Below are 18,000 nucleotides of genomic sequence, written 5' to 3' on the forward strand. Positions count from 1 at the left end.
GCTGGTGAATATCTTCAACGCCCCTGCTGGCCTCCTTGCCTTGTCGCTGCGTGGCGCAGAAGCTTGGCCAGCTCGATCCCGCTCACCGGAAGCAGCCTGCATGTCCAAATCCGATCTCGCCCTGGAAGCCCGGATCACGCGCATCAAGGCGCCCCAGCGCAGCGCCTGGAGCGACAACACCCCGGTCGAGGCCACCGTGAAGGCGGTTCTGGAGGCGGTGCGACGGGACGGCGACGCGGCCCTGCGGCACTATTCCCGMGAGTTCGACAAGCTCGAGATCGACGCCTTCGAAGTCTCGCCCTCGGAGCGTGCCGCCGCGCTGGACGGATTGGAGACGCGGACCCGGGCCGACACCGAGTTCGCGATCGAGCGCGTGCGGGCCTTCGCCGAAGCCCAGCGCCAGACCCTGCTGCCCCTCGAGATCGAGCCGCTGCCGGGCCTGCATCTCGGCCACCGCATCATCCCGATCGCCCGCGTCGGCGCCTATGTCCCGGGCGGGCGCTATCCGCTGCTCTCGGCGCCGATCATGACGATCGTGCCGGCCAAGGTCGCGGGCTGTGACGAGGTCATCGCCTGCCTGCCGCCCGGCGCCCATCCGGCGATGATCGCCGGCTGCCATCTCTCCGGCGCCGACCGGATCTTTCGCATCGGCGGCGCGCAGGCGATTGCCGCGATGGCCTTCGGCACGGAGAGCATTCCGGCAGTCGACAAGATCGTCGGCCCGGGCAATGCCTATGTGAATGAGGCCAAGCGCCAGGTTTTTGGGCTGGTCGGTATCGACCAGCTCGCCGGTCCCAGCGAGATCTTCGTCGTCGCCGACGAGACCGGCGATGCCGTGACGATCGCGGTCGACCTCTTGGCGCAAGCCGAGCATGACGTGCGCACCCGCGTCGGCCTGATCACCACGGACCGCGCCCTGGCGGATAAGGTGCTCGTCGAGATCGAGCGGCAGCTCGGCAATCTTTCGACCGCGCCGGTCGCCGCCGCCGCCTGGCGCGACTATGGCGAGATCGTCGTCTGCGCCGACGAGACCGCCATGTTGGCCTATTCCGACCATATCGCTGCGGAGCATCTGGAGGTGCATACCCGCGACGCGCATGCCACAGCGGCGAAGCTGCGCAATTACGGCTCGATCTTCATCGGGGTCGCAGCCAGCGTGGTCTATTCCGACAAGTGCTGCGGCACGAACCACACGCTGCCGACCATGGCGGCCGGGCGGTATACCGGCGGCCTCTGGGTCGGCTCCTATCTCAAGACCTGCACGCATCAATGGCTCGACGAGCGCGGCGTGGCGGCAGTCGCCCCACCGGCCATGCGCCAGAGTGCCAGCGAAGGCCTGGAAGGCCACCGGCGGGCGGCGGCGCTGCGGCTCGCGCCGGCACAGCTGCTGCGAGAGATCGGAGCCTGATCGACGCGAAGTTTTTCCGGAAACCCCTCTATCGCACCGCGATAAAGGGGGCTCCAATAGGGGCAACGACGATCCCAACCGCGAGGGGCGGGGGGATCGCTGCAGCAGAAGCAGGGAGAAGATCCATGACGTTTCTGAAGTCCATACTCGGCAGCACCGCGCTCGCGGCGGGGCTTGTCATCGCCGGCCTCGGCGCGGCGTCGGCCCGCGATCTCACCGTCGTATCCTGGGGCGGCAACTACCAGGACGCGCAGCGCAAGATCTACTTCAAGCCCTTCGCGGAAAAGACCGGCAAGCCGGTCCTCGACGAATCCTGGGACGGCGGCGTCGGCGTCGTCCAGGCCAAGGTGAAGGCCGGTACGCCGAACTGGGACGCCGTGCAGGTCGAGGCCGATGAACTCGCCATCGGTTGCGCCGACGGCCTTTACGAGAAGCTCGACTGGAGCAAGCTCGGCGGCAAAGACAAGTTCCTGCCGAGTGCGGTGAGCGATTGCGGCGTCGGTGCCATCGTCTGGTCGACGTTGCTCTCCTACGATTCCGAGAAGCTGAAGACGGCGCCGACCTCCTGGAAGGATTTCTGGGACACCAAGACCTTTCCGGGCAAGCGCGCCCTGCGCCGGGGCCCGAAATATGCGCTCGAATTCGCGCTGATGGCCGATGGCGTCGCGCCGAAGGACGTCTATAAAACGCTACGCGAGAAGGGCGGCGTCGACCGCGCCTTCAAGAAGCTCGACGAGATCAAGTCCGATATCGTCTGGTGGGAATCGGGCGCGCAGCCGCTGCAGCTGCTGAAATCCGGCCAGGTCGTGATGACCTCTGCCTATAACGGCCGCATCWSCGGCATCAACAAGACCGAGGGTACCAAGTTCAAGACCGTCTGGCCGGGCTCCATCTACGCCGTCGACAGCTGGGTGATCCTGAAGGGCAGCCCGAACAAGGACCAGGCGATGGACTTCATCGCCTTCGCCAGCCTGCCGGAGAACCAGTCCAAGCTGCCGCAGGACATCGCCTATGGCCTGCCCAACAAGGCTGCCGCGGCCGCCGTCCCGGCCGATCTCGCCGTGGATCTGCCGACCGCGCCGCAAAATCTCGAGAATGCGATCGCGATCGATGTCGACTACTGGAACGACAATATCGAGGACCTGACCAAGCGCTTCAACGCCTGGGTCGGCAAGTAGGCCGGCAAATCGGGCGGTAAGGGAGGGCGGCCACTAGCCGCCTTCGCCTGGCCGCTCGTCATGCGACGCGCCCCGGGCACGCCAGATCGTGCCCGGGGCCGCCCCCGTCCGCCGCCCGGCCTGGCGCCGTCTCCGAACGGTTCCTCGCCGCGGCCGCAACGGCTTCGCCTCATCCTCACGGGAAGATTGATCATTTGCGAGATCTGGATCCGTTCATTCATTTCGAGGCCATCAGCAAGGTATTCGGCACGGTCACGGTGGTTGATGCGCTCGACTTCCATGTCGCGCGGGGCGAGTTCGTCAGCCTTCTCGGCCCCTCGGGCTCGGGCAAGACGACGCTCCTGATGATGCTCGCCGGGTTCGAGGCGCCGTCCGGCGGGCGCATCCATGTCGACGGGCGGCGCGTCGAGCATCTGCCGCCGCACAAGCGCGAGATGGGCGTCGTCTTCCAGAATTACGCGCTCTTCCCGCATATGACGATCGCCGAGAATGTCGGCTTTCCCCTCAAGATGCGCGGCGTCGCCCGGGCGGAGCGTGAGGCGAGGGTGAAGCGCGCGCTCGATCTGGTGCGCCTGAGCCATCTCGCCGACCGCCGGCCCTCGCAGCTCTCCGGCGGCCAGCAGCAGCGCATCGCGCTCTCGCGCGCCCTGGTCTACGAGCCCAAGGTCGTGCTGATGGACGAGCCGCTGAGCGCGCTCGACAAGCAGTTGCGCGAGCATATGCAGCTCGAGATCCGCGCGCTGCATCGCGAGCTCGGGCTGACCGTGATCTTCGTGACGCATGATCAGGGCGAGGCGCTGACCATGTCGGACCGCGTCGCGGTGCTGAACCGCGGCAAGATCGAGCAGTTCGATACGCCGTCTGGCCTCTATGACAGGCCGCGGACGCGCTTCGTCGCCGAATTCATCGGCGAGACCAATCTGCTGGCGGGGCGCGTCGCGCAGCGCCAGGGCGAGGCCACGACGGTGGCGCTCGCATCCGGTGGGAGCGTGACCTGCGACAGGGCAGTGTCGTTTGAACCCGACAGCGAGGTGATGGTCTCGGTTCGTCCCGAAATGCTGCATCTCGTGCAGGATGCTGCTGCCGCCAACGCCTTGCCGGTGACGGTCGAGGACCATGTCTATCATGGCGATCATATCCGCCTGCATCTCGCCTTCGGGGAGAGCCGTCTGGTCGCACGGGCCGGGCGGCGCGATGCGGCACCACCTGTCGGCAGCACGGCCTTCGCCAGCTTCGCGCCCGGCGATTGCTCGCTGGTGGCGCCATGAGCGCGCGCCTCAAGGCTCTGCTCCTGGTCCTGCCGCTGGTCGTCTTCCTCGGCCTGTTCTTCCTCTGGCCGCTCTGGATGATGGTCTCCACGGCGGTGCAGGGCGGCACGGTGCGCCTCGCCTTTCCACAGACGGCGACCGCGATCGCGAACTGGGATGGAGCAGGCCCGCCGTCGGCTGCCTTGCAAGCGGCGCTCGTCCGGGATTTGCGGACCGACACGCCGCAGGAGCGCTTCGGCGATGCGGTGCGCACGCTGAACAGCCAGCAGGCCGGTTTCCGCACGCTGCTCCCCCGCACGGCGCGGGCCGTGCGCGAGGCCGGCGAAGCGGACGTGGTCGATCTCGTCGCCCTCGACCCGCGTTGGAGCGAGCAGAGCTATTGGCTGGCGCTGAAGCGCAGCATGCCGGCCTATACGGATGCCAATCTGCTGGCGGCGGTCGACCTCAAGCGCAATGACGAGGCGCGGATCGAGCCCGTCGAAGCCGATTTCGCCGTCAACCGCGCGATCATGCTGCGGACCTTCGTCATTGCCGGCCAGGTCACGCTGCTTTGCGCGGCGATCGGCTTGCCCTTCGCGATGCTGGCGGCGAGCGTGTCGGGCTGGAAGCGCAATGCGCTGCTCATCGCCGTGCTGCTGCCGCTCTGGACATCGCTTTTGGTGCGCACGGCGGCCTGGCTGATCCTGCTGCAGGATAACGGGCTGATCAACCAGACGCTGCGCGCGCTCGGGCTGATCGAGACGCCGCTCTCGTTGATCTACAACCGCACCGGCGTGCTGATCGCCATGACGCATGTCCTGCTGCCGCTGATGGTGCTGCCGATCTATGCCAGCCTGATCGCGATCCCGCGGAACCTGATGCCGGCCGCCGCGGCGCTGGGCGCAGCCCCGCTGCAGGCCTTCCGCCATGTCCTGCTGCCGCTCGCCATGCCGGGCCTGCTCTCGGGCTCGCTGCTCGTCTTCATGGTGGCGCTCGGCTACTACATCACCCCGGCTTTGACAGGCGGGGCCGGCGACCAGATGATCAGCTCGGTCATCGCCTTCTACGCGACGGGAACGGCGAACTGGGGCATGGCGGGCGCGCTCGGCCTGTTCCTGCTGGTGCCGACGACCGTGCTCTACATCCTTTACGGCCGGCTCTCGCGCACGCCGCTGGTGCAGACATGAGCGGCGTGTCTCGCCCCGGCGCTGCGGCCTTCAACGCCGTGCGGCTCGCTTTCGCCGCGCTCGCCGTCGCCTTCCTGCTACTGCCGCTCGTCGCGATCCYGCCGCTCGCCTTCACCGACAGCGTCTTCCTGGTCTATCCGATCAGCGGCCCCTCGCTGCGCTGGTTCGGCGCGCTGGCCGAAAGCCAGGCCTGGACCCGTGCGATCGTCAATTCGCTGATCATCGGCACGGGCGCGACCGTCGTCGCGACGGTGGTCGGAACGCTTGCCGCGCTTGGGCTCAGGCGCGAGCTCCTGCCGTTTTCCGGATTGTTGCGCTCGGTCTTCCTGCTGCCGATGGTGGTGCCGGCGGTCGTGCTCGGCGTCGGCATGCAGATCCTGTACGCCCGCATGGGGCTGGCCTCGAGCTATCTCGGCGTCATCATTGCGCATGCGGTGCTCTGCGTGCCCTTCGTGCTCGTCAATGTTGCGAGCTCGCTGGCCAGCATCGACCCGGCGCTGGAGCGTGCCGCAGCCAGTCTCGGCGCCTCGCCGGTCAAGGTCTTCCGCGGCGTGACGCTGCCGCTGGCCATGCCCGGCATTCTGACMGGCGCGGTCTTTGCCTTCGCGACCTCGCTCGACGAGGTGGTGATCACGCTCTTCGTCGCGGGCCCCAACCAGACCACGCTCGCCCGTCAGATGTTCTCCTCGCTCCGCGAGAACATCAGCCCGGCGATCGCGGCCGCAGCCTTCATCATCATGATCGTGACCTTCGCCTTGCTGCTTGCCGTGAAGGGCGCCTCGCTCTTCCAGGCGCTGCGCAAGAGGCAGAAGGTTCAGCCGAGTGAGGCGTGAGGCCGGCATYAGGTCGCAAAAACCACCAGATCTGGTTGCGCTCGTTTGGTAGCTCCCGGCTCCCTTCTGCCAAGGGAATGGCGTGGAATCGATCGGATGCGCTTATTGAGGTTGAAAGGCGACGCGCCCGATAGCCGGAGCCATTTCCCGCTTGGGGCATGTCTGCTTCGGGCTTCGAATGGCTTGGGGCGTCGGCGCCTCGATCTCCGCTTCGCTGGCGGGCGTGATCATCGTCAACGCCGGTTACTCAACGGCCTTCGTCAGGCTCCCCGCCTGCGGCCTCGTCTTCTATCTCGTTGCCATGCCGGAGACCCGCGGCTATGAGCCGCCGACCGACCACCGCGCCATTCCGGCGCCGGCGATGACGGGCGAAAGAGCGGCGTAACCTTCATGACGGGCTGGGGGCTCAACGCGACGCAGTTCCTCGCGATCGCGATCTTCGTCGCGACCTATGTCGCGATCGCCATCGGCCGGATGCCGGGCCTGCGCGTCGACCGGGCCGGGGCGGCGCTGGTCGGGGCCGCGCTCATGGTCGGCTGCGGCGTGCTCTCGCTGGAGGACGCCTATCGCGCGATCGACCTCGACACCATCACGCTCCTGCTCGGCATGATGATCGTCGTCGCCAATCTGCGGTTATCGGGTTTCTTTCGCATGGTAGCCGGCTGGGCCGTCGGCAAGGCGTACCACCCGGCGCTGCTGCTCGCGGCCGTCGTGGTGACGACCGGCGTGCTCTCGGCGTTTCTCGTCAACGACGCGATCTGCCTGGTGATGACGCCMATCGTCATCACGCTGACCCGCGCGCTCGACCGCAACCCGGTGCCTTATCTCATCGCAGTCGCGCTCGCCTCGAACGTAGGCTCGACCGCGACGATCACCGGTAACCCCCAGAACATGATCATCGGCAATCTCTCGGGGATCTCCTACGGCGCCTTCACTGCGGCGTTGGCGCCGGTGGCAGCACTCGGACTAATCGTCACGATCCTGCTCGTGCTCCTCCTCAACCCGCGCGAGTACTTCACCCGCCAGAGGCTGCCGACGGTCTCGATCCCCGCGCATTTCCATAGTTGGTTGGCGCTCAAATCGGCGCTCATCTCCCTGGCAATGATCGTGCTGTTCTTCCTCGGCCAGCCGGTCGCCAAGGTCGCGATCTGCGCGGCGGCCTTGCTGCTGCTGACGCGGCGCATCGAGCCGCGCAAAGTCTATGGCGATATCGACGGGCAGCTCCTGCTGATGTTCGCAGGCCTCTTCGTCGTCGTGCGCGGGCTGGAGCACGCGGTGCTGACCAAGGAGGTCCTGGCCCAGGCCGCGCATTTCGACCTCGGCAATGTCGCGGCGCTTACCGGGGTCACCGCTGTCCTGTCCAACCTCGTCAGCAATGTCCCGGCCGTGCTGGTGCTGAAGCCCTTCGTCGAGCAGTTGCAGGATCCGCAGCGCGCCTGGCTCGTCGTGGCGATGGCCTCGACGCTCGCGGGTAATTTCACGCTCCTAGGCTCCGTCGCCAACCTCATCGTCGCCGAGCGCGCTGCCAAGGAGGGCATCTCGATCGATTTCTGGACCTATTTCAAGATCGGCGCGCCACTGACCATCGCCACGCTAGCGATCGGCCTCTACATGCTGTCCTGACTTCAGAAAGCAGTCGGGGCCGCTTGGGTCGCTTCGAGAAGCCGCAGATCTCCGACACGGACCGGGGCGCGCCAGGCCTATCAAAGGGTTTGCCGCAAAGGACGACGATATCAAGAAAGGCGAACTCTACCGGCCGACGATGATGCAGCTTCCCGCGAAGCCGCTGGGTAGCCAATGATGTAAGCGATTGCCATGAGGGCGCGCTCAGAGTGCGCGCACCACGTGGAGCGCGTCGCGGACTGGCATTCCGCCTTGCGCGCCGGCCGACAGGCAGGAGAGCGCGGCCGCCTTGCAGCCGAAACGAAGGGCATCGGCGAGGGGGGAGCCTTCGTGAAGGGCAACCGCAATCGCGCCGACGAAGGTGTCGCCGGCTCCCGTGGTGTCGACTGGCACGATGGCTGGCGTCGTTGCCGTGCAAACCTGTCCATCGGCCGTATAGGCGAAGGCGCCTCGCGCACCGGCCGTGACGATGCAGGTCGTGGCGGAGCGCGTCGCGAGCTGCGCGATGTCGTCGGCGGCAACGCCCAGGATCAGGGCGATGTCGCTGGCCTCATGCTCGTTCACGACGAGAATATCGCTCGCTTCCAGCAGAGCCGTGGCCTCGTCGCCTGTCATCGCGGGAGGAACCGGGGCGCAGTTCCAGATGACGCGGCCGCCGGCCTGGCGGGTGCGGCGCGCCACGTCGAGCGAGGCCGGGAAGGGCACTTCCATCTGCAGCACGAGAACGGTGCCGCTCCTGAGCATGGCGTCCGGCACATCCCCCGCGGACAACGCGCCATTGGCGCCGCTCGCGACGGTGATCGCATTCTCCGCCTGCGCATCGACCGAGATGAAGGCGCAGCCGGTCGGGGTGTCGCAGACACGGACCAGCTCCGTCGATACGCCGTTGCGACCGAGGTTTTCGGTCGAATCCCGCCCGAAGGCATCGGCACCGACGCAAGCCGCCATCACCAAGGTGCCGGGCGCCGAGAGGCGCGCCRCAGCCACCGCCTGATTGGCGCCCTTGCCACCGAAATGCTGCTCATGGGAGCGGGCGAGCACCGTCATGCCCGGTCCCGCAATGGTGGCGACCCTTGCCACCAGATCCACGTTGATGGAGCCAAAGACCAGGATCATCGGCGGGTTCGCTCAGCCTTCCGCGTCCATCGCGTGCAGCTTGTCGACGCGGCGGCGGAAGTCCTCGTCGGTGGAGAACTCTGCCGCCAGATAGGCGTCGATCAGGTCGCTCGCCAGCCACGGGCCGATGATCTTGGCACCGATGCACATGACGTTGACATCGTCATGCTCGACGCTCTGATGGGCCGAGTGAACGTCATGGCAGACGGCCGCGCGGATGCCCTTCATCTTGTTGGCCGCGATCGAGGCGCCGACGCCGGTGCCGCAGACCATGATGCCGCGGTCGGCCTCGCCGGACGTGACCTTGCGCGCCACCTCGCGTGCGATGTCGGGGAAGTCGACCGGCTGGTCATCGAAGGATCCGACATCGAGCACATCGTGCCCGAGCGTCCTGATATGGTCGATGACGTGCTTCTTGAGAGACCATCCGGCGTGGTCCGAGCCAATGACGAGGCGCATGGGTAGTATCCTTGTTTCGAAGTGGGAGCCGGCGGCCGCAAGTGCACACCGCCGGCCTGTCTGACGTCAGCCCCGCATGTTTTCGGGCAGTTCGGTGCCGTGGAACTTCTTGTAGATGGCGTTGAGCTTGCCGTTCTTGAGGTTCTCCTGAACCCAGGCATCGAGCTTTTCGAGCAGCTTCGGCTCACCCTTCTTCACGCCGATGGCGAGATCGAAATTGGTGATCGAGACCTTCGGCTCGAAGGCGCGGGCCGGCGCCTTGACGCCGATCTGGCTGACGATCGTCGCCGAGGTCGCGATGCAGTCGGCCTGCCCGGAGATCGCTGCCGTGACCATGGTCGCATCGTCGTCATAGCGCGCGAGCTTGAGGTCGCGTTCCTTCATGTTGGTGAGCGTGGTGTCCTGCGTGGTGCCGCGCGAGACGCCGATCGTCTTGCCCTTGAGATCGTCCCAGCTCTTGACCTGATCGGACTTCAGGCAGCCGACCACCGATTGCAGGGCGGCATAGGGCTTGGAGAAGTCGATCACCTTGGCGCGTTCGGGCGTCACCGACAGCGTCGAGATGATGATGTCGGCCTTGTTGGTCTGCACATTGGGAATGCGCGTCGCGCCGGTCGTCTGCACGAATTCGAGCTGCAGGCCCCAGTCCTTGGCGAGAAGCTCGGCGGTTTCGACATCCGAGCCCGTCGGCTTCATCGTGCCGTCCATCATGCCCGACGGCGGGATCGCCAGATCCGTCGCGATGCGGATCTTCTTCGCCTTCATGATGTCGTCGAACACATCGGCGCGTGCGCCGTGCCCGGACAGCGTTGCCAGCCCAGCCGCGAGCAGCATGGTGGCGATTGCATTGCGTTTCATCCCTGGATCTCCCTTGCCTTGGATTTTTTAAAAGCCCGTTCCGACGAACTGGGCGAGTTCCGGTGTCGCCGGGGCGGCAAGGATCGAGGCTGTTCCCGTCTCGTGAACCTTGCCGGCATGCATGAACACCACCTTGTCGGCGATGCCCCTGGCAAATCCCATCTCGTGCGTGACCATCACCATGGTCATGCCGTCCGCAGCGAGCGCTTCGATGACCTTCAGCACTTCCCCGGTCAGTTCGGGGTCKAGCGCCGAGGTCACTTCGTCKAACAGCATCACCTTCGGTTGCATGGCGAGCGAGCGCGCGATCGCCGCGCGCTGCTGCTGGCCGCCGGAAAGCTGTTCGGGATAGGCGTGGAGCTTTTCCGCCAGGCCGACCTGCGCCAGCACCGCCTGGGCGCGTTCGCGGGCCTCGGCCTTGGCCATCCGCTTCACCGAGACCGGCGCCAGCGCGATGTTCTGCTCGATCGTCAGATGGGGGAAGAGATTGTAGCTCTGGAAGACGATGCCGACATCCTGGCGCAGCGCGCGCAGATCGATGTCGGGGGCATCGACACGGTGGCCGCAGACATGGATCTCGCCACTGTMGATCGTCTCGAAGCGGTCGATGCAGCGCAGTGCGGTGCTCTTGCCGGAACCGGAACGGCCGATCAGGACGAGCACATCGCCGCGCGCCACCGAGAAATCGACGCCGTCCAGCACCTTCAGGCTGCCGAAGCTCTTGTGAACATCCCTGAGGGAAACGACCGGGCTGTCCTGGGTCATCTGCGTCTCCTGCCTGGTCAAGCCGGCATCAGTTTCGTGCGACCATTGCCCATGCGTCGCTCCAGGCGACGGCTGAGCGCCGAGATCGGGAAACAGAGGGCGAAATAGATCACCGCGATGATCGCGTAGATCAGGAAGGGCTCGAACAGCGAGTTGTTGATGATCTGGCCGGCGCGGGCGAGTTCGACGAAGCCGACGACCGAGGCCAGCGAGGTGTTCTTGATGATCTGCACCATGAAGCCGACCGTCGGCGGCGTCGCGATCCGCATCGCCTGCGGCAGGATGACCTTGATCATCCGCTGCGTCCGGCTCAAGCCCAGGCCTTCGGCCGCTTCCCATTGCGGCTTCGGCACGGACTGGATGCAGCCCCGCCAGATCTCGCCGAAATAGGCGCCGACATAGATCGTCAGCGAGGCGCTGGCCGCCATCAGCGCCGAGATCGAGAAGCCCAGCGCCGAAAGGCCGAAATAGCCCAGGAACATGATCACCAGCAGCGGTGTTCCCTGGATCAGCTGGACGTAGCCGCCGCTGAGCAGGCGTATCGTGCGGCTCGGCGACACCCGCGCGAGCGCGATCAGGAAGCCGAGCAGACCACCGCCGACCAGGGCGATCGTGGACAGGCCGATCGTCCACAGTGCGCCATGGCCGAGGAACAACAGGTGATTGGCGTTGAGAGACCCACCCATCGCCGTCACAACGCCGTGCCGAGGCGCCGGCGGCGCGGAAACAGCGCAAGCCCCAGCGCCCAGAAGCCGGCTCTCAGCACGAGCGAGAGCACGACATAGGCGATCGCGACCAGGATATAGGTCTCGAAGGCGCGATAGGTGTCAGACTGGATGTAGTTGGCGACGGCGGTCAGCTCTTCCGCCGAGATCTGCGAGGTCACGGACGAGGCCAGCATCAGCAGCACGAACTGGCTGGTCAGTGCCGGATAGACCTTCTCGGTGGCCGGCAGCAGGATGACATGCCAGTAGATCTGGAAGCGCGACAGGGCGAGGCCCTCGGCCGCCTCGATCTGGCCGACGGGGATGGATTCGAAGCCCGCGCGCATGATTTCCGCGGTATAGGCGCCGACATTGATCGCGAGCGCGGCGGCCGCGACGGAAAAGGCCGAGAACTTGAAGCCGACGCTGGCGAGGCCGAAATAGACGAGGAAGATCTGGACGAGCAACGGCGTGTTGCGGATCGCCTCGACATAGAGCGTGCAGACCCGCGCGATCAGGCGGTTTCCGCTGTTGCGGCCGACGGCGCAGAAGGTGCCGATGACCCCGCCGAACAGGATCGCGAGAGCGGCGAGCTTCAGCGTCATGACCGCGCCGTCCCAGAACAGGGGCCAGCGCTCCAGAACGACGGAAAAGTCGAGGTTCAGGCCCATCGCCGCCGCCCGCCTCAGGCTCTGTTCGTCATGCGGTCATAGACGCGGAAAAGCGCCTGGTTGCCATTGGCGCCTTCGCCATGGGCGCGGGCTTCGATGTACTGGCTGGTAACCAGCGCGGTTCYGGGCAGGGGCACCGAAAGGGCCTGGGCCTGCTCCTGGACCAGCCTGAGGTCCTTCAGCATCAGGTCGATGCGGAAGCCCGCCCCGACATCGCCGGAGATCATGGCCGGGCCGAGTTTTTCGAGCATCCAGGACGCGGCCGAGCCGCCGAGCAGGACATTGCGGAGCTGCTCGAGATCGACGCCCGAGGCCCGGCCAAGCGCGATCGCCTCGCAGATCGCCTGTATATTGATGCCGCAGATCAGCTGATTGCAGAGCTTGACCGCCTGGCCGGCTCCCGGCGCACCGACATGGGTGATCGTCGTGCCCATCGCCCTGAAATAGGGCTCGGCGCGGGCAAAGGCCTCGGCCTCGCCGCCGGCCATGATCGACAGGGCCGCGTTCTTGGCGCCGATCGGCCCGCCCGACACCGGCGCATCGATGAAATCGGTGCCCGTCGCCTTGAGATCGGCATGAATGCGCCGCACGGCGACAGGCGAGATCGTGCTCATGTCGACGATGAGGCGGCCGGCGGGCGGCGAGGCGAGCAGCCCTTGCGCGCCGTAGACGACCTCCTCGACCTGCGGCGTGTCGGGCAGCATCGTGATGGCGATATCCGCGGTCGCGGCGGCCTGCGCCGGGCTTGTCGCCGCGACCGCGCCGGCGGAGGCGAGTTCTTCGACGGCGCTGCCGACGATGTCGAAGGCCGTGACGCTGTGCCCGGCCTTCAGGAGGTTGCGCGCCATCTCCCGCCCCATCGTGCCGAGGCCGATGAAGCCGACGTGCCCCTTGTCGTTTCGTCCCATAGCGCTTCTCTTCTTCTGAAAGGCTCTAGCCGGTGGCCGGTTCGCCGCTGTCCCCGTCGCCAAGCGCCGCGCGGCGCCGATATTCGTCGCCGATGGCAAAATGCCGTCGCAAGGTGACTTCGGCGCGATCGGGATCGCGCGCGACGATGGCGTCGAAGACCCTCTTATGGTCGTCGATCAGGTAGGTCTTCATCGAGCCGAACATCTGCACCAGCTCGCGCCGGCTGCGATGCGAGCGGGCGAGCAAGGTCGACATCGAATCGTGCAGGACGGCGAGCGTCTGCGAGCGCGAGGCCAGCACAATCGCCCGGTGGAAATCGTAATCGGCCAGGCTCCCGGCCTCGGCCTCGTCGATCGTCGCACCGATGCGGACGAGCGCGCGCTGCAGGCGTTCGAAATCGGCGATCATCGCGCGCTCGCAGGCCAGGCGGATCGCCTGGCATTCGATCGCGATGCGCGCCTCCATGACATCGTCGATCAGGTCGGCCTGCTGAGCGAGCGCCAGCGCGAAGAAATCCTTCAGCATCGAGATGTCGGGGCGCTTGACGATCGTGCCGATGCGATCGCGGATCTCGACGATGCCCAGCATATGCAGGGCTCGCAACGCCTCGCGCACGATCGGCCGGCTGACGCCGAGTTGCACGGCGAGTTCGCGCTCGGCGATCAACCTGTCGCCGGGCTTGAGTGTGCCGTCGAGAAGCTGTTCGCGCAAAAACGCAAAAACCTTCTCGAACCCTTTCGGGTCTTCTGCAGCCTGAGCGTCCATCCCAAGATCACTTGTTTTTTATTCTGGTCAGACCAATACGATGACCAGAGCCGGACGTCAACACCGGGCCTTGCAGCCGCCTGTGGAACGGCGATCGCGGGAAAGGCGAGGGGGAGGGCGTGCCGTGGCGGCGGTGACCACGCGAGTTGGAAACGCCAGCCGACATGGTCGCATCGTGGCTGCCGTCTCGGTGGAAGGCTCAGCCCTGCGGAAGCTTCCTGCCGGCCGCGGGGCCGTCGCTGTGGTGAGGCCTGCCTCGTTCGCCTATGGCGGCCAGCGGCCGGATCGACCTCGACCATGCGCGGAGGTTCTCCGCGCCGGCCACGGTCCCGCGTTCGCTTCGCCCGGCTGTGTCGGTTCGGGTCAGGCGGCGGACTGACACCAGTCGGCGCGCATCGGACGGCGTGAGTTGCGCGCCTCCGGATCGCGTTCGGGAACGTGGTTGTGTCGCACCATCGCGCTGTCTCGAAGCGATGTGCAGGGGTGTCGCACCGGGAGCCCGGAGGAGCTTTGCCGCCTCATAGCCGGGCCGTTCGACCATCTGCGACAGGCAGCACGGCGGCCATGCCCCAGGCTGATGCGGCATGAATCTCTGCTTCGAACCGACCAAACACCACCCGGCCGTGCGGTGGGATTGGACCCGGTTCGGGCAAACGCGTGAACAGATGAAGGTCAACCGGTCTGTTCTCTGCAAATGGCAGCCGTGCAACCAGTCGCGACGGTGCAAGCGGCTCGTTCAGTTCTGTCCATTCGGTCGCAGCAAGGACATTCTGGCCGCTTTCTGCGTCGTCTGKGCCGATCCCGTGCGGAGTGACGACCAGCCGGGCTCCGAGGCGGCGCGTCTGGCAGCGCTTGTCGTCGATCATGACCTCGCATGAAATCTCGATCAGGCCCGGCGTGGCAGGCAGGCTGATGACAGCCGCAGATGACGTTGTCTTCAGGGGGCGCAGGAGGACCTTTCCCTGCTCGATATAGCCGAACACCGGGTAAGCAGCAGATTGTTCCCGGGTAAGATGCGCCTTGCCGACGACGGAGTCGGGGACCGGGATCATCGCTCCTGCTTCATGTCGGAATTCGCCATCATCTTCGGATGAAAGAGACCGGATTCCCGGCAGTCCGCCCCATAGTTTCATCGCAAGCATGGTCGCTGCGTCTCGCTCGTCCGGCTGCGCCAGGCTTTGCGGGGCAAGCCGGTATTCGTGCATGACACCGGCCGAACAGGTCGAAAGACGAGGCGCCACCTCGCCGCCACGGGCCCAGAGCTTGAGTGTCAGGGAACGCGACGTGCAAGTCGATGCGCTGGGCAGGCGCAGAGGAAGCCAGCCCCTGCAGAGCACATCGAAGGGAACGCGCCACTGCGCCAGAAGCGTCCCCGCATCGGAGGCCTCGATCTGCGCGCACAGATGCCCGGCGCCCCGCCCGGGATCGGCGATATGCAGATCGATGCCGAGCCATCCCCTCGCGGAGCTGGGTAGCCGCTGCGCGAGGCATGGCCCGATGTCGCTGACGTCGGGCTCTTCGGGAGAGGCGGGAATGTCGACATCCGAACGGGGAAGGGGGCTGTTGAAGATGAGCTGCGGACGCCCCATGCGCAGGGTGGCGACCAATTCCTCGAGTTCCTGGGGAATGCGAACGTGATGGGTCCAGCTCTCCCGCAAGGCCGCCAGGTCACGCATCAGTAGCTGGTTGCTATGCTGCAATCGGCTTGTCTCACGCAGCGAGCGCTCGAGTATGGCTGCATCGAGCTCTGCTCTGTTCCCCACAATGCAGGGTACAGGCGTCTCTGACCCCCCTGTCTTGGTCCACCACGCCTGCAAGGCACGCAKAGAGCGTTCTTCGATCGGATCGGGAGCCCACAAGGCCCATACATTCGTGGGCGGGATCTCCAGACTGCACAGCGCTGACGGCAACGCGTCTTCCGCCTGTCCATAGTCGGTCAGGACATAGTGGTCGCACGCGACCAGCTTGCAGCCATACCAGTGAAGAGCCGATGCCGGCCTGGCGCGCGCAGGCGATGTTCCCGGGCCGCTCAGCACGATGACCTTGGGATCGGCGGAGTAGAGGCGCCGCAGCAGGTTTTTTGTCGTTTGAAGGGCCATCAGACAGCCTGCCTGGATTTCGGTGCCGTTGCGGGTTCGAACAGCGGTTTGATGCCGAAGTCTTCCAGATCAGTGCTTCGATCGGGCCAATAACGCATCTTCGTGCTTGGCATGCCGAAAGCCCGGCACAGGCGCAGGAGTTCCGCATTGCCCACGACAATATGCGTGTAAGCCTGCTCGAACGCTGAGCATGCATTCACGGCCTGGCTCGTTGCTTGATCCCCTTCAGCGTATCCGAGCAGCGCCCATGTCTCCACCTTCAGTCGACGCAACGCGCCCATCAATGTGTGTGAAACCCCGCCATCCACCGATACGGCGCGGTGATAGCCGGCCAATGTGGAAATGGCGTCATCGGTATCCAGATGCTCGAAGCAGGGCATCGGCGTCCCCTGATAGCTCCGTGTCCATGCGCGGGACAGCAGCTCCGGCAGGGGCAATGCAATGATCTGCGAAAAGCATTTTGCGCGGCCGGGAGCGAGGGCGAATTCCCTCGCGATCCCCACGAGATGAACCTCCCACCCCGCTTCGATGAGCGTCAGTGCCAGCCTTTCGGCGGTCGCAACGCTCTCGGGCTGCCCCGAGGCGAGCACCAGGGCAGCAAGGGGCCTGGCATCGGACGATCCGCCGGGGAAGGCCGACGAGAGATTGAAGAGTTCCGGGTACAGATCGCGCGGCAGCGCCGCCTGGAGCCGGTACGTGTTCGGCATCGCCGACTTCCAATCGGCAGGGTTGGCCCCGTCTCCGGCAGTGGCGATATCCCGGCACAGCCGCGTAAAGGCCTCATCGATTGGCGCGAGATCGGCCGGCGCTTCCCTCACGGCCAGATCGAGTTCGATAGCATGCTGACGCTTGCCCGGCTGTCGGGGCAGGGCATGCAGATCGAGCGCGCGCCGCGATGCGTGCTCGACGAGAAAGGATGCCTCGACGGCCAGGATATGCGTCCGATCAGATGTCAGCCGGAACCTGTCCGTCTGCTCCTGGACAATCGTCCCCTCGCTCCAGGCCAGAAGACGATCATCGTGCAATCGATCCCGCATTGAGCACGTAACGACGGTCGATCGGGYAAGCCCGCGCTCGAGCGTCCACAAGACGCCAGCCAGCAGCGATTGCGCGGCAAGCGTTTCGCATAATGAGCTGTTCATGACGACAAGCTGCCCGGGGCAGTGACCGTAAGCAGGGCGCAGCCGGGCGCGCAGCAGACGGATGACATAGTCACTGACCGTCAGGGTCGTGACGTCGTTTTCACCGGTGAAGCACCGAACCAGCCCTGTATCGGGGTGATAGATCGCATAACGCGACCGAGCCTCGGTCTCAAATGCCAGGACGTTGCGAATACCGAACAGGAGCGGATGGCGGTTGCGGATATAGCGGAGGATCGGGGTGAAATCCCGTTCTGCCGCCACCAGCATGCTTTCTCCCCGGCGGCGGTAAGCAAAACCCGCATCGGCCACGTGGACCCCGCGAAAGCCGCGCTCGAGGCCATGCAGCCAGAATTCCCAATCCTCGACGCCCTGGCGCATCTCGGTGTCAAAACGGATCKGGGCGTCGAGCATGCGCCGTGAGACCATGCTGCCTGCCTCGCAGAAATTGCGGAACAGATGCTCCAGCGGCGAATAGGGTCCCGAGGTATCGGCGAATTCGGCGAAGCCGAACTTGTCGACATCCGGATAGGCCCAGCCGATGCTCGCATCGGCCTTGCGCAAGGCGGTCAGAAGCCGCTGCAGGAGATGGGGGCCGATGCGGTTGTCGCAGTCGAGCAGGTAGACGGCCTCCAGATCCGGGAAGGCCGCCAGAGCGAAGTCAATTCCAGTGTTGCGTGCGGCGCTCAAACCTCCATTGCGCTTGTGCAAATAGAAGATCCGCCCCGGGTAGGTCGCAGCAAATGTCTGGCAGACCTCGTCTGTTTCAGGGTGAGGACATCCGTCATTCACAATGACAATGGCGAAATTGAAATCAGTGACCTGTGCCAACGCCGTATTCAGCGCCTCGGCTGTCAGCGAGGGTTGGCCATAAGCTGGGACAATGACGGCGACTTTGACATCGGCCCCATCGCTGGACGGATCGTGCAACCGGTCGCCTGCAGGCGGGAAGAGCCATGGTTCACCCGGCACGTTGCCCATATTCATGCCATATTAATCCTGAGATTTGTCATGGAGATTAGATTGTTCTGTTCGATAA

Annotated in this window: 17 protein-coding genes; 7 read left to right on the plus strand and 10 right to left on the minus strand. The window is 65.5% G+C overall.

Annotated elements, in window-relative coordinates; translation table 11 throughout:
- Positions 1-100: 100 nt before the first annotated feature.
- The 7 genes from hisD (at position 101) to AC1DJT_RS12240 (ending at position 7,476) form a co-directional block, all read left to right on the plus strand.
- The gene (gene hisD, locus AC1DJT_RS12210; protein ID WP_441506776.1) at positions 101-1,408 is read left to right on the plus strand and encodes a histidinol dehydrogenase; all 1,308 of its coding nucleotides are present in this window, start codon (positions 101-103) and stop codon (positions 1,406-1,408) included.
- Positions 1,409-1,533: 125 nt separating this feature from the next.
- Positions 1,534-2,586, plus strand: coding sequence for an ABC transporter substrate-binding protein (locus tag AC1DJT_RS12215; protein WP_476834137.1), 1,053 nt, complete (start codon positions 1,534-1,536; stop codon positions 2,584-2,586).
- A gap of 203 nt (positions 2,587-2,789) precedes the next feature.
- On the plus strand, positions 2,790-3,854 hold the full coding sequence (locus tag AC1DJT_RS12220; RefSeq protein ID WP_441506806.1) for an ABC transporter ATP-binding protein: 1,065 nt from the start codon (positions 2,790-2,792) through the stop codon (positions 3,852-3,854).
- Entirely contained in the window at positions 3,851-5,020 is a 1,170-nt protein-coding gene (locus AC1DJT_RS12225; protein ID WP_441506778.1) for an ABC transporter permease, read from the plus strand. The genes AC1DJT_RS12220 and AC1DJT_RS12225 overlap by 4 nt, the downstream gene beginning before the upstream one ends.
- Entirely contained in the window at positions 5,017-5,853 is an 837-nt protein-coding gene (locus AC1DJT_RS12230) for an ABC transporter permease (RefSeq protein ID WP_476834138.1), read from the plus strand. The genes AC1DJT_RS12225 and AC1DJT_RS12230 overlap by 4 nt, the downstream gene beginning before the upstream one ends.
- Before the next feature lie 178 nt (positions 5,854-6,031).
- Positions 6,032-6,238, plus strand: coding sequence for a hypothetical protein (locus AC1DJT_RS12235; RefSeq protein ID WP_441491223.1), 207 nt, complete (start codon positions 6,032-6,034; stop codon positions 6,236-6,238).
- Positions 6,239-6,243: 5 nt separating this feature from the next.
- On the plus strand, positions 6,244-7,476 hold the full coding sequence (locus AC1DJT_RS12240) for an anion transporter (protein WP_441506780.1): 1,233 nt from the start codon (positions 6,244-6,246) through the stop codon (positions 7,474-7,476).
- A gap of 204 nt (positions 7,477-7,680) precedes the next feature.
- Here AC1DJT_RS12240 and AC1DJT_RS12245 read toward each other — a convergent pair whose 3' ends face one another.
- The 10 genes from AC1DJT_RS12245 to AC1DJT_RS12290 all read right to left on the minus strand — a co-directional run bounded on the left by AC1DJT_RS12245 (position 7,681) and on the right by AC1DJT_RS12290 (position 17,948).
- Positions 7,681-8,592, minus strand: coding sequence for a ribokinase (locus tag AC1DJT_RS12245; RefSeq protein ID WP_476834139.1), 912 nt, complete (start codon positions 8,590-8,592; stop codon positions 7,681-7,683).
- 12 nt (positions 8,593-8,604) lie between these two features.
- Positions 8,605-9,051 carry a ribose 5-phosphate isomerase B gene (gene rpiB, locus AC1DJT_RS12250; protein WP_441506782.1) on the minus strand — a complete coding sequence of 149 codons (447 nt, stop codon included), beginning with the start codon at positions 9,049-9,051 and terminating at the stop codon, positions 8,605-8,607.
- A gap of 66 nt (positions 9,052-9,117) precedes the next feature.
- Positions 9,118-9,885 carry a transporter substrate-binding domain-containing protein gene (locus AC1DJT_RS12255; protein ID WP_441506807.1) on the minus strand — a complete coding sequence of 256 codons (768 nt, stop codon included), beginning with the start codon at positions 9,883-9,885 and terminating at the stop codon, positions 9,118-9,120.
- Between the two features lie 51 nt (positions 9,886-9,936).
- On the minus strand, positions 9,937-10,674 hold the full coding sequence (locus AC1DJT_RS12260) for an amino acid ABC transporter ATP-binding protein (protein WP_476834140.1): 738 nt from the start codon (positions 10,672-10,674) through the stop codon (positions 9,937-9,939).
- Positions 10,675-10,691: 17 nt separating this feature from the next.
- Positions 10,692-11,360 (minus strand): amino acid ABC transporter permease, encoded by a 669-nt coding sequence (locus AC1DJT_RS12265; protein ID WP_441506784.1) that lies wholly within the window; start codon positions 11,358-11,360, stop codon positions 10,692-10,694.
- 5 nt (positions 11,361-11,365) lie between these two features.
- Complete coding sequence (locus AC1DJT_RS12270) at positions 11,366-12,049, minus strand: amino acid ABC transporter permease (RefSeq protein WP_441491228.1); 684 nt, start codon at positions 12,047-12,049, stop codon at positions 11,366-11,368.
- Positions 12,050-12,063: 14 nt separating this feature from the next.
- Positions 12,064-13,056 carry an NAD(P)-dependent oxidoreductase gene (locus tag AC1DJT_RS12275; protein ID WP_476834141.1) on the minus strand — a complete coding sequence of 331 codons (993 nt, stop codon included), beginning with the start codon at positions 13,054-13,056 and terminating at the stop codon, positions 12,064-12,066.
- Positions 12,983-13,723 carry a FadR/GntR family transcriptional regulator gene (locus tag AC1DJT_RS12280; protein WP_441491230.1) on the minus strand — a complete coding sequence of 247 codons (741 nt, stop codon included), beginning with the start codon at positions 13,721-13,723 and terminating at the stop codon, positions 12,983-12,985. The genes AC1DJT_RS12275 and AC1DJT_RS12280 overlap by 74 nt, the downstream gene beginning before the upstream one ends.
- 518 nt (positions 13,724-14,241) lie before the next feature.
- Positions 14,242-15,822, minus strand: a complete 1,581-nt coding sequence (locus AC1DJT_RS12285) for a DUF6212 domain-containing protein (protein WP_476834142.1) — start codon at positions 15,820-15,822, stop codon at positions 14,242-14,244.
- The gene (locus AC1DJT_RS12290) at positions 15,822-17,948 is read right to left on the minus strand and encodes a glycosyltransferase family 2 protein (protein ID WP_476834143.1); all 2,127 of its coding nucleotides are present in this window, start codon (positions 17,946-17,948) and stop codon (positions 15,822-15,824) included. Before AC1DJT_RS12290 ends, AC1DJT_RS12285 begins: the two co-directional genes overlap by 1 nt.
- Between the last annotated feature and the right edge of the window lie 52 nt (positions 17,949-18,000).

The sequence above is a fragment of the Allobosea sp. 05T422_2 genome, from assembly GCF_056396265.1.

Coding starts and splice junctions, on each gene's coding strand:
- AC1DJT_RS12225 (WP_441506778.1), top strand. CDS start 3,851: ATGAGCGCGCGCCTCAAGGCTCTGCTCCTGGTCCTGCCGCTGGTCGTC.
- AC1DJT_RS12235 (WP_441491223.1), top strand. CDS start 6,032: ATGGCTTGGGGCGTCGGCGCCTCGATCTCCGCTTCGCTGGCGGGCGTG.
- rpiB (WP_441506782.1), bottom strand. CDS start 9,051: ATGCGCCTCGTCATTGGCTCGGACCACGCCGGATGGTCTCTCAAGAAG.
- AC1DJT_RS12255 (WP_441506807.1), bottom strand. CDS start 9,885: ATGCTGCTCGCGGCTGGGCTGGCAACGCTGTCCGGGCACGGCGCACGC.
- AC1DJT_RS12265 (WP_441506784.1), bottom strand. CDS start 11,360: ATGGGTGGGTCTCTCAACGCCAATCACCTGTTGTTCCTCGGCCATGGC.
- AC1DJT_RS12270 (WP_441491228.1), bottom strand. CDS start 12,049: ATGGGCCTGAACCTCGACTTTTCCGTCGTTCTGGAGCGCTGGCCCCTG.
- AC1DJT_RS12280 (WP_441491230.1), bottom strand. CDS start 13,723: ATGGACGCTCAGGCTGCAGAAGACCCGAAAGGGTTCGAGAAGGTTTTT.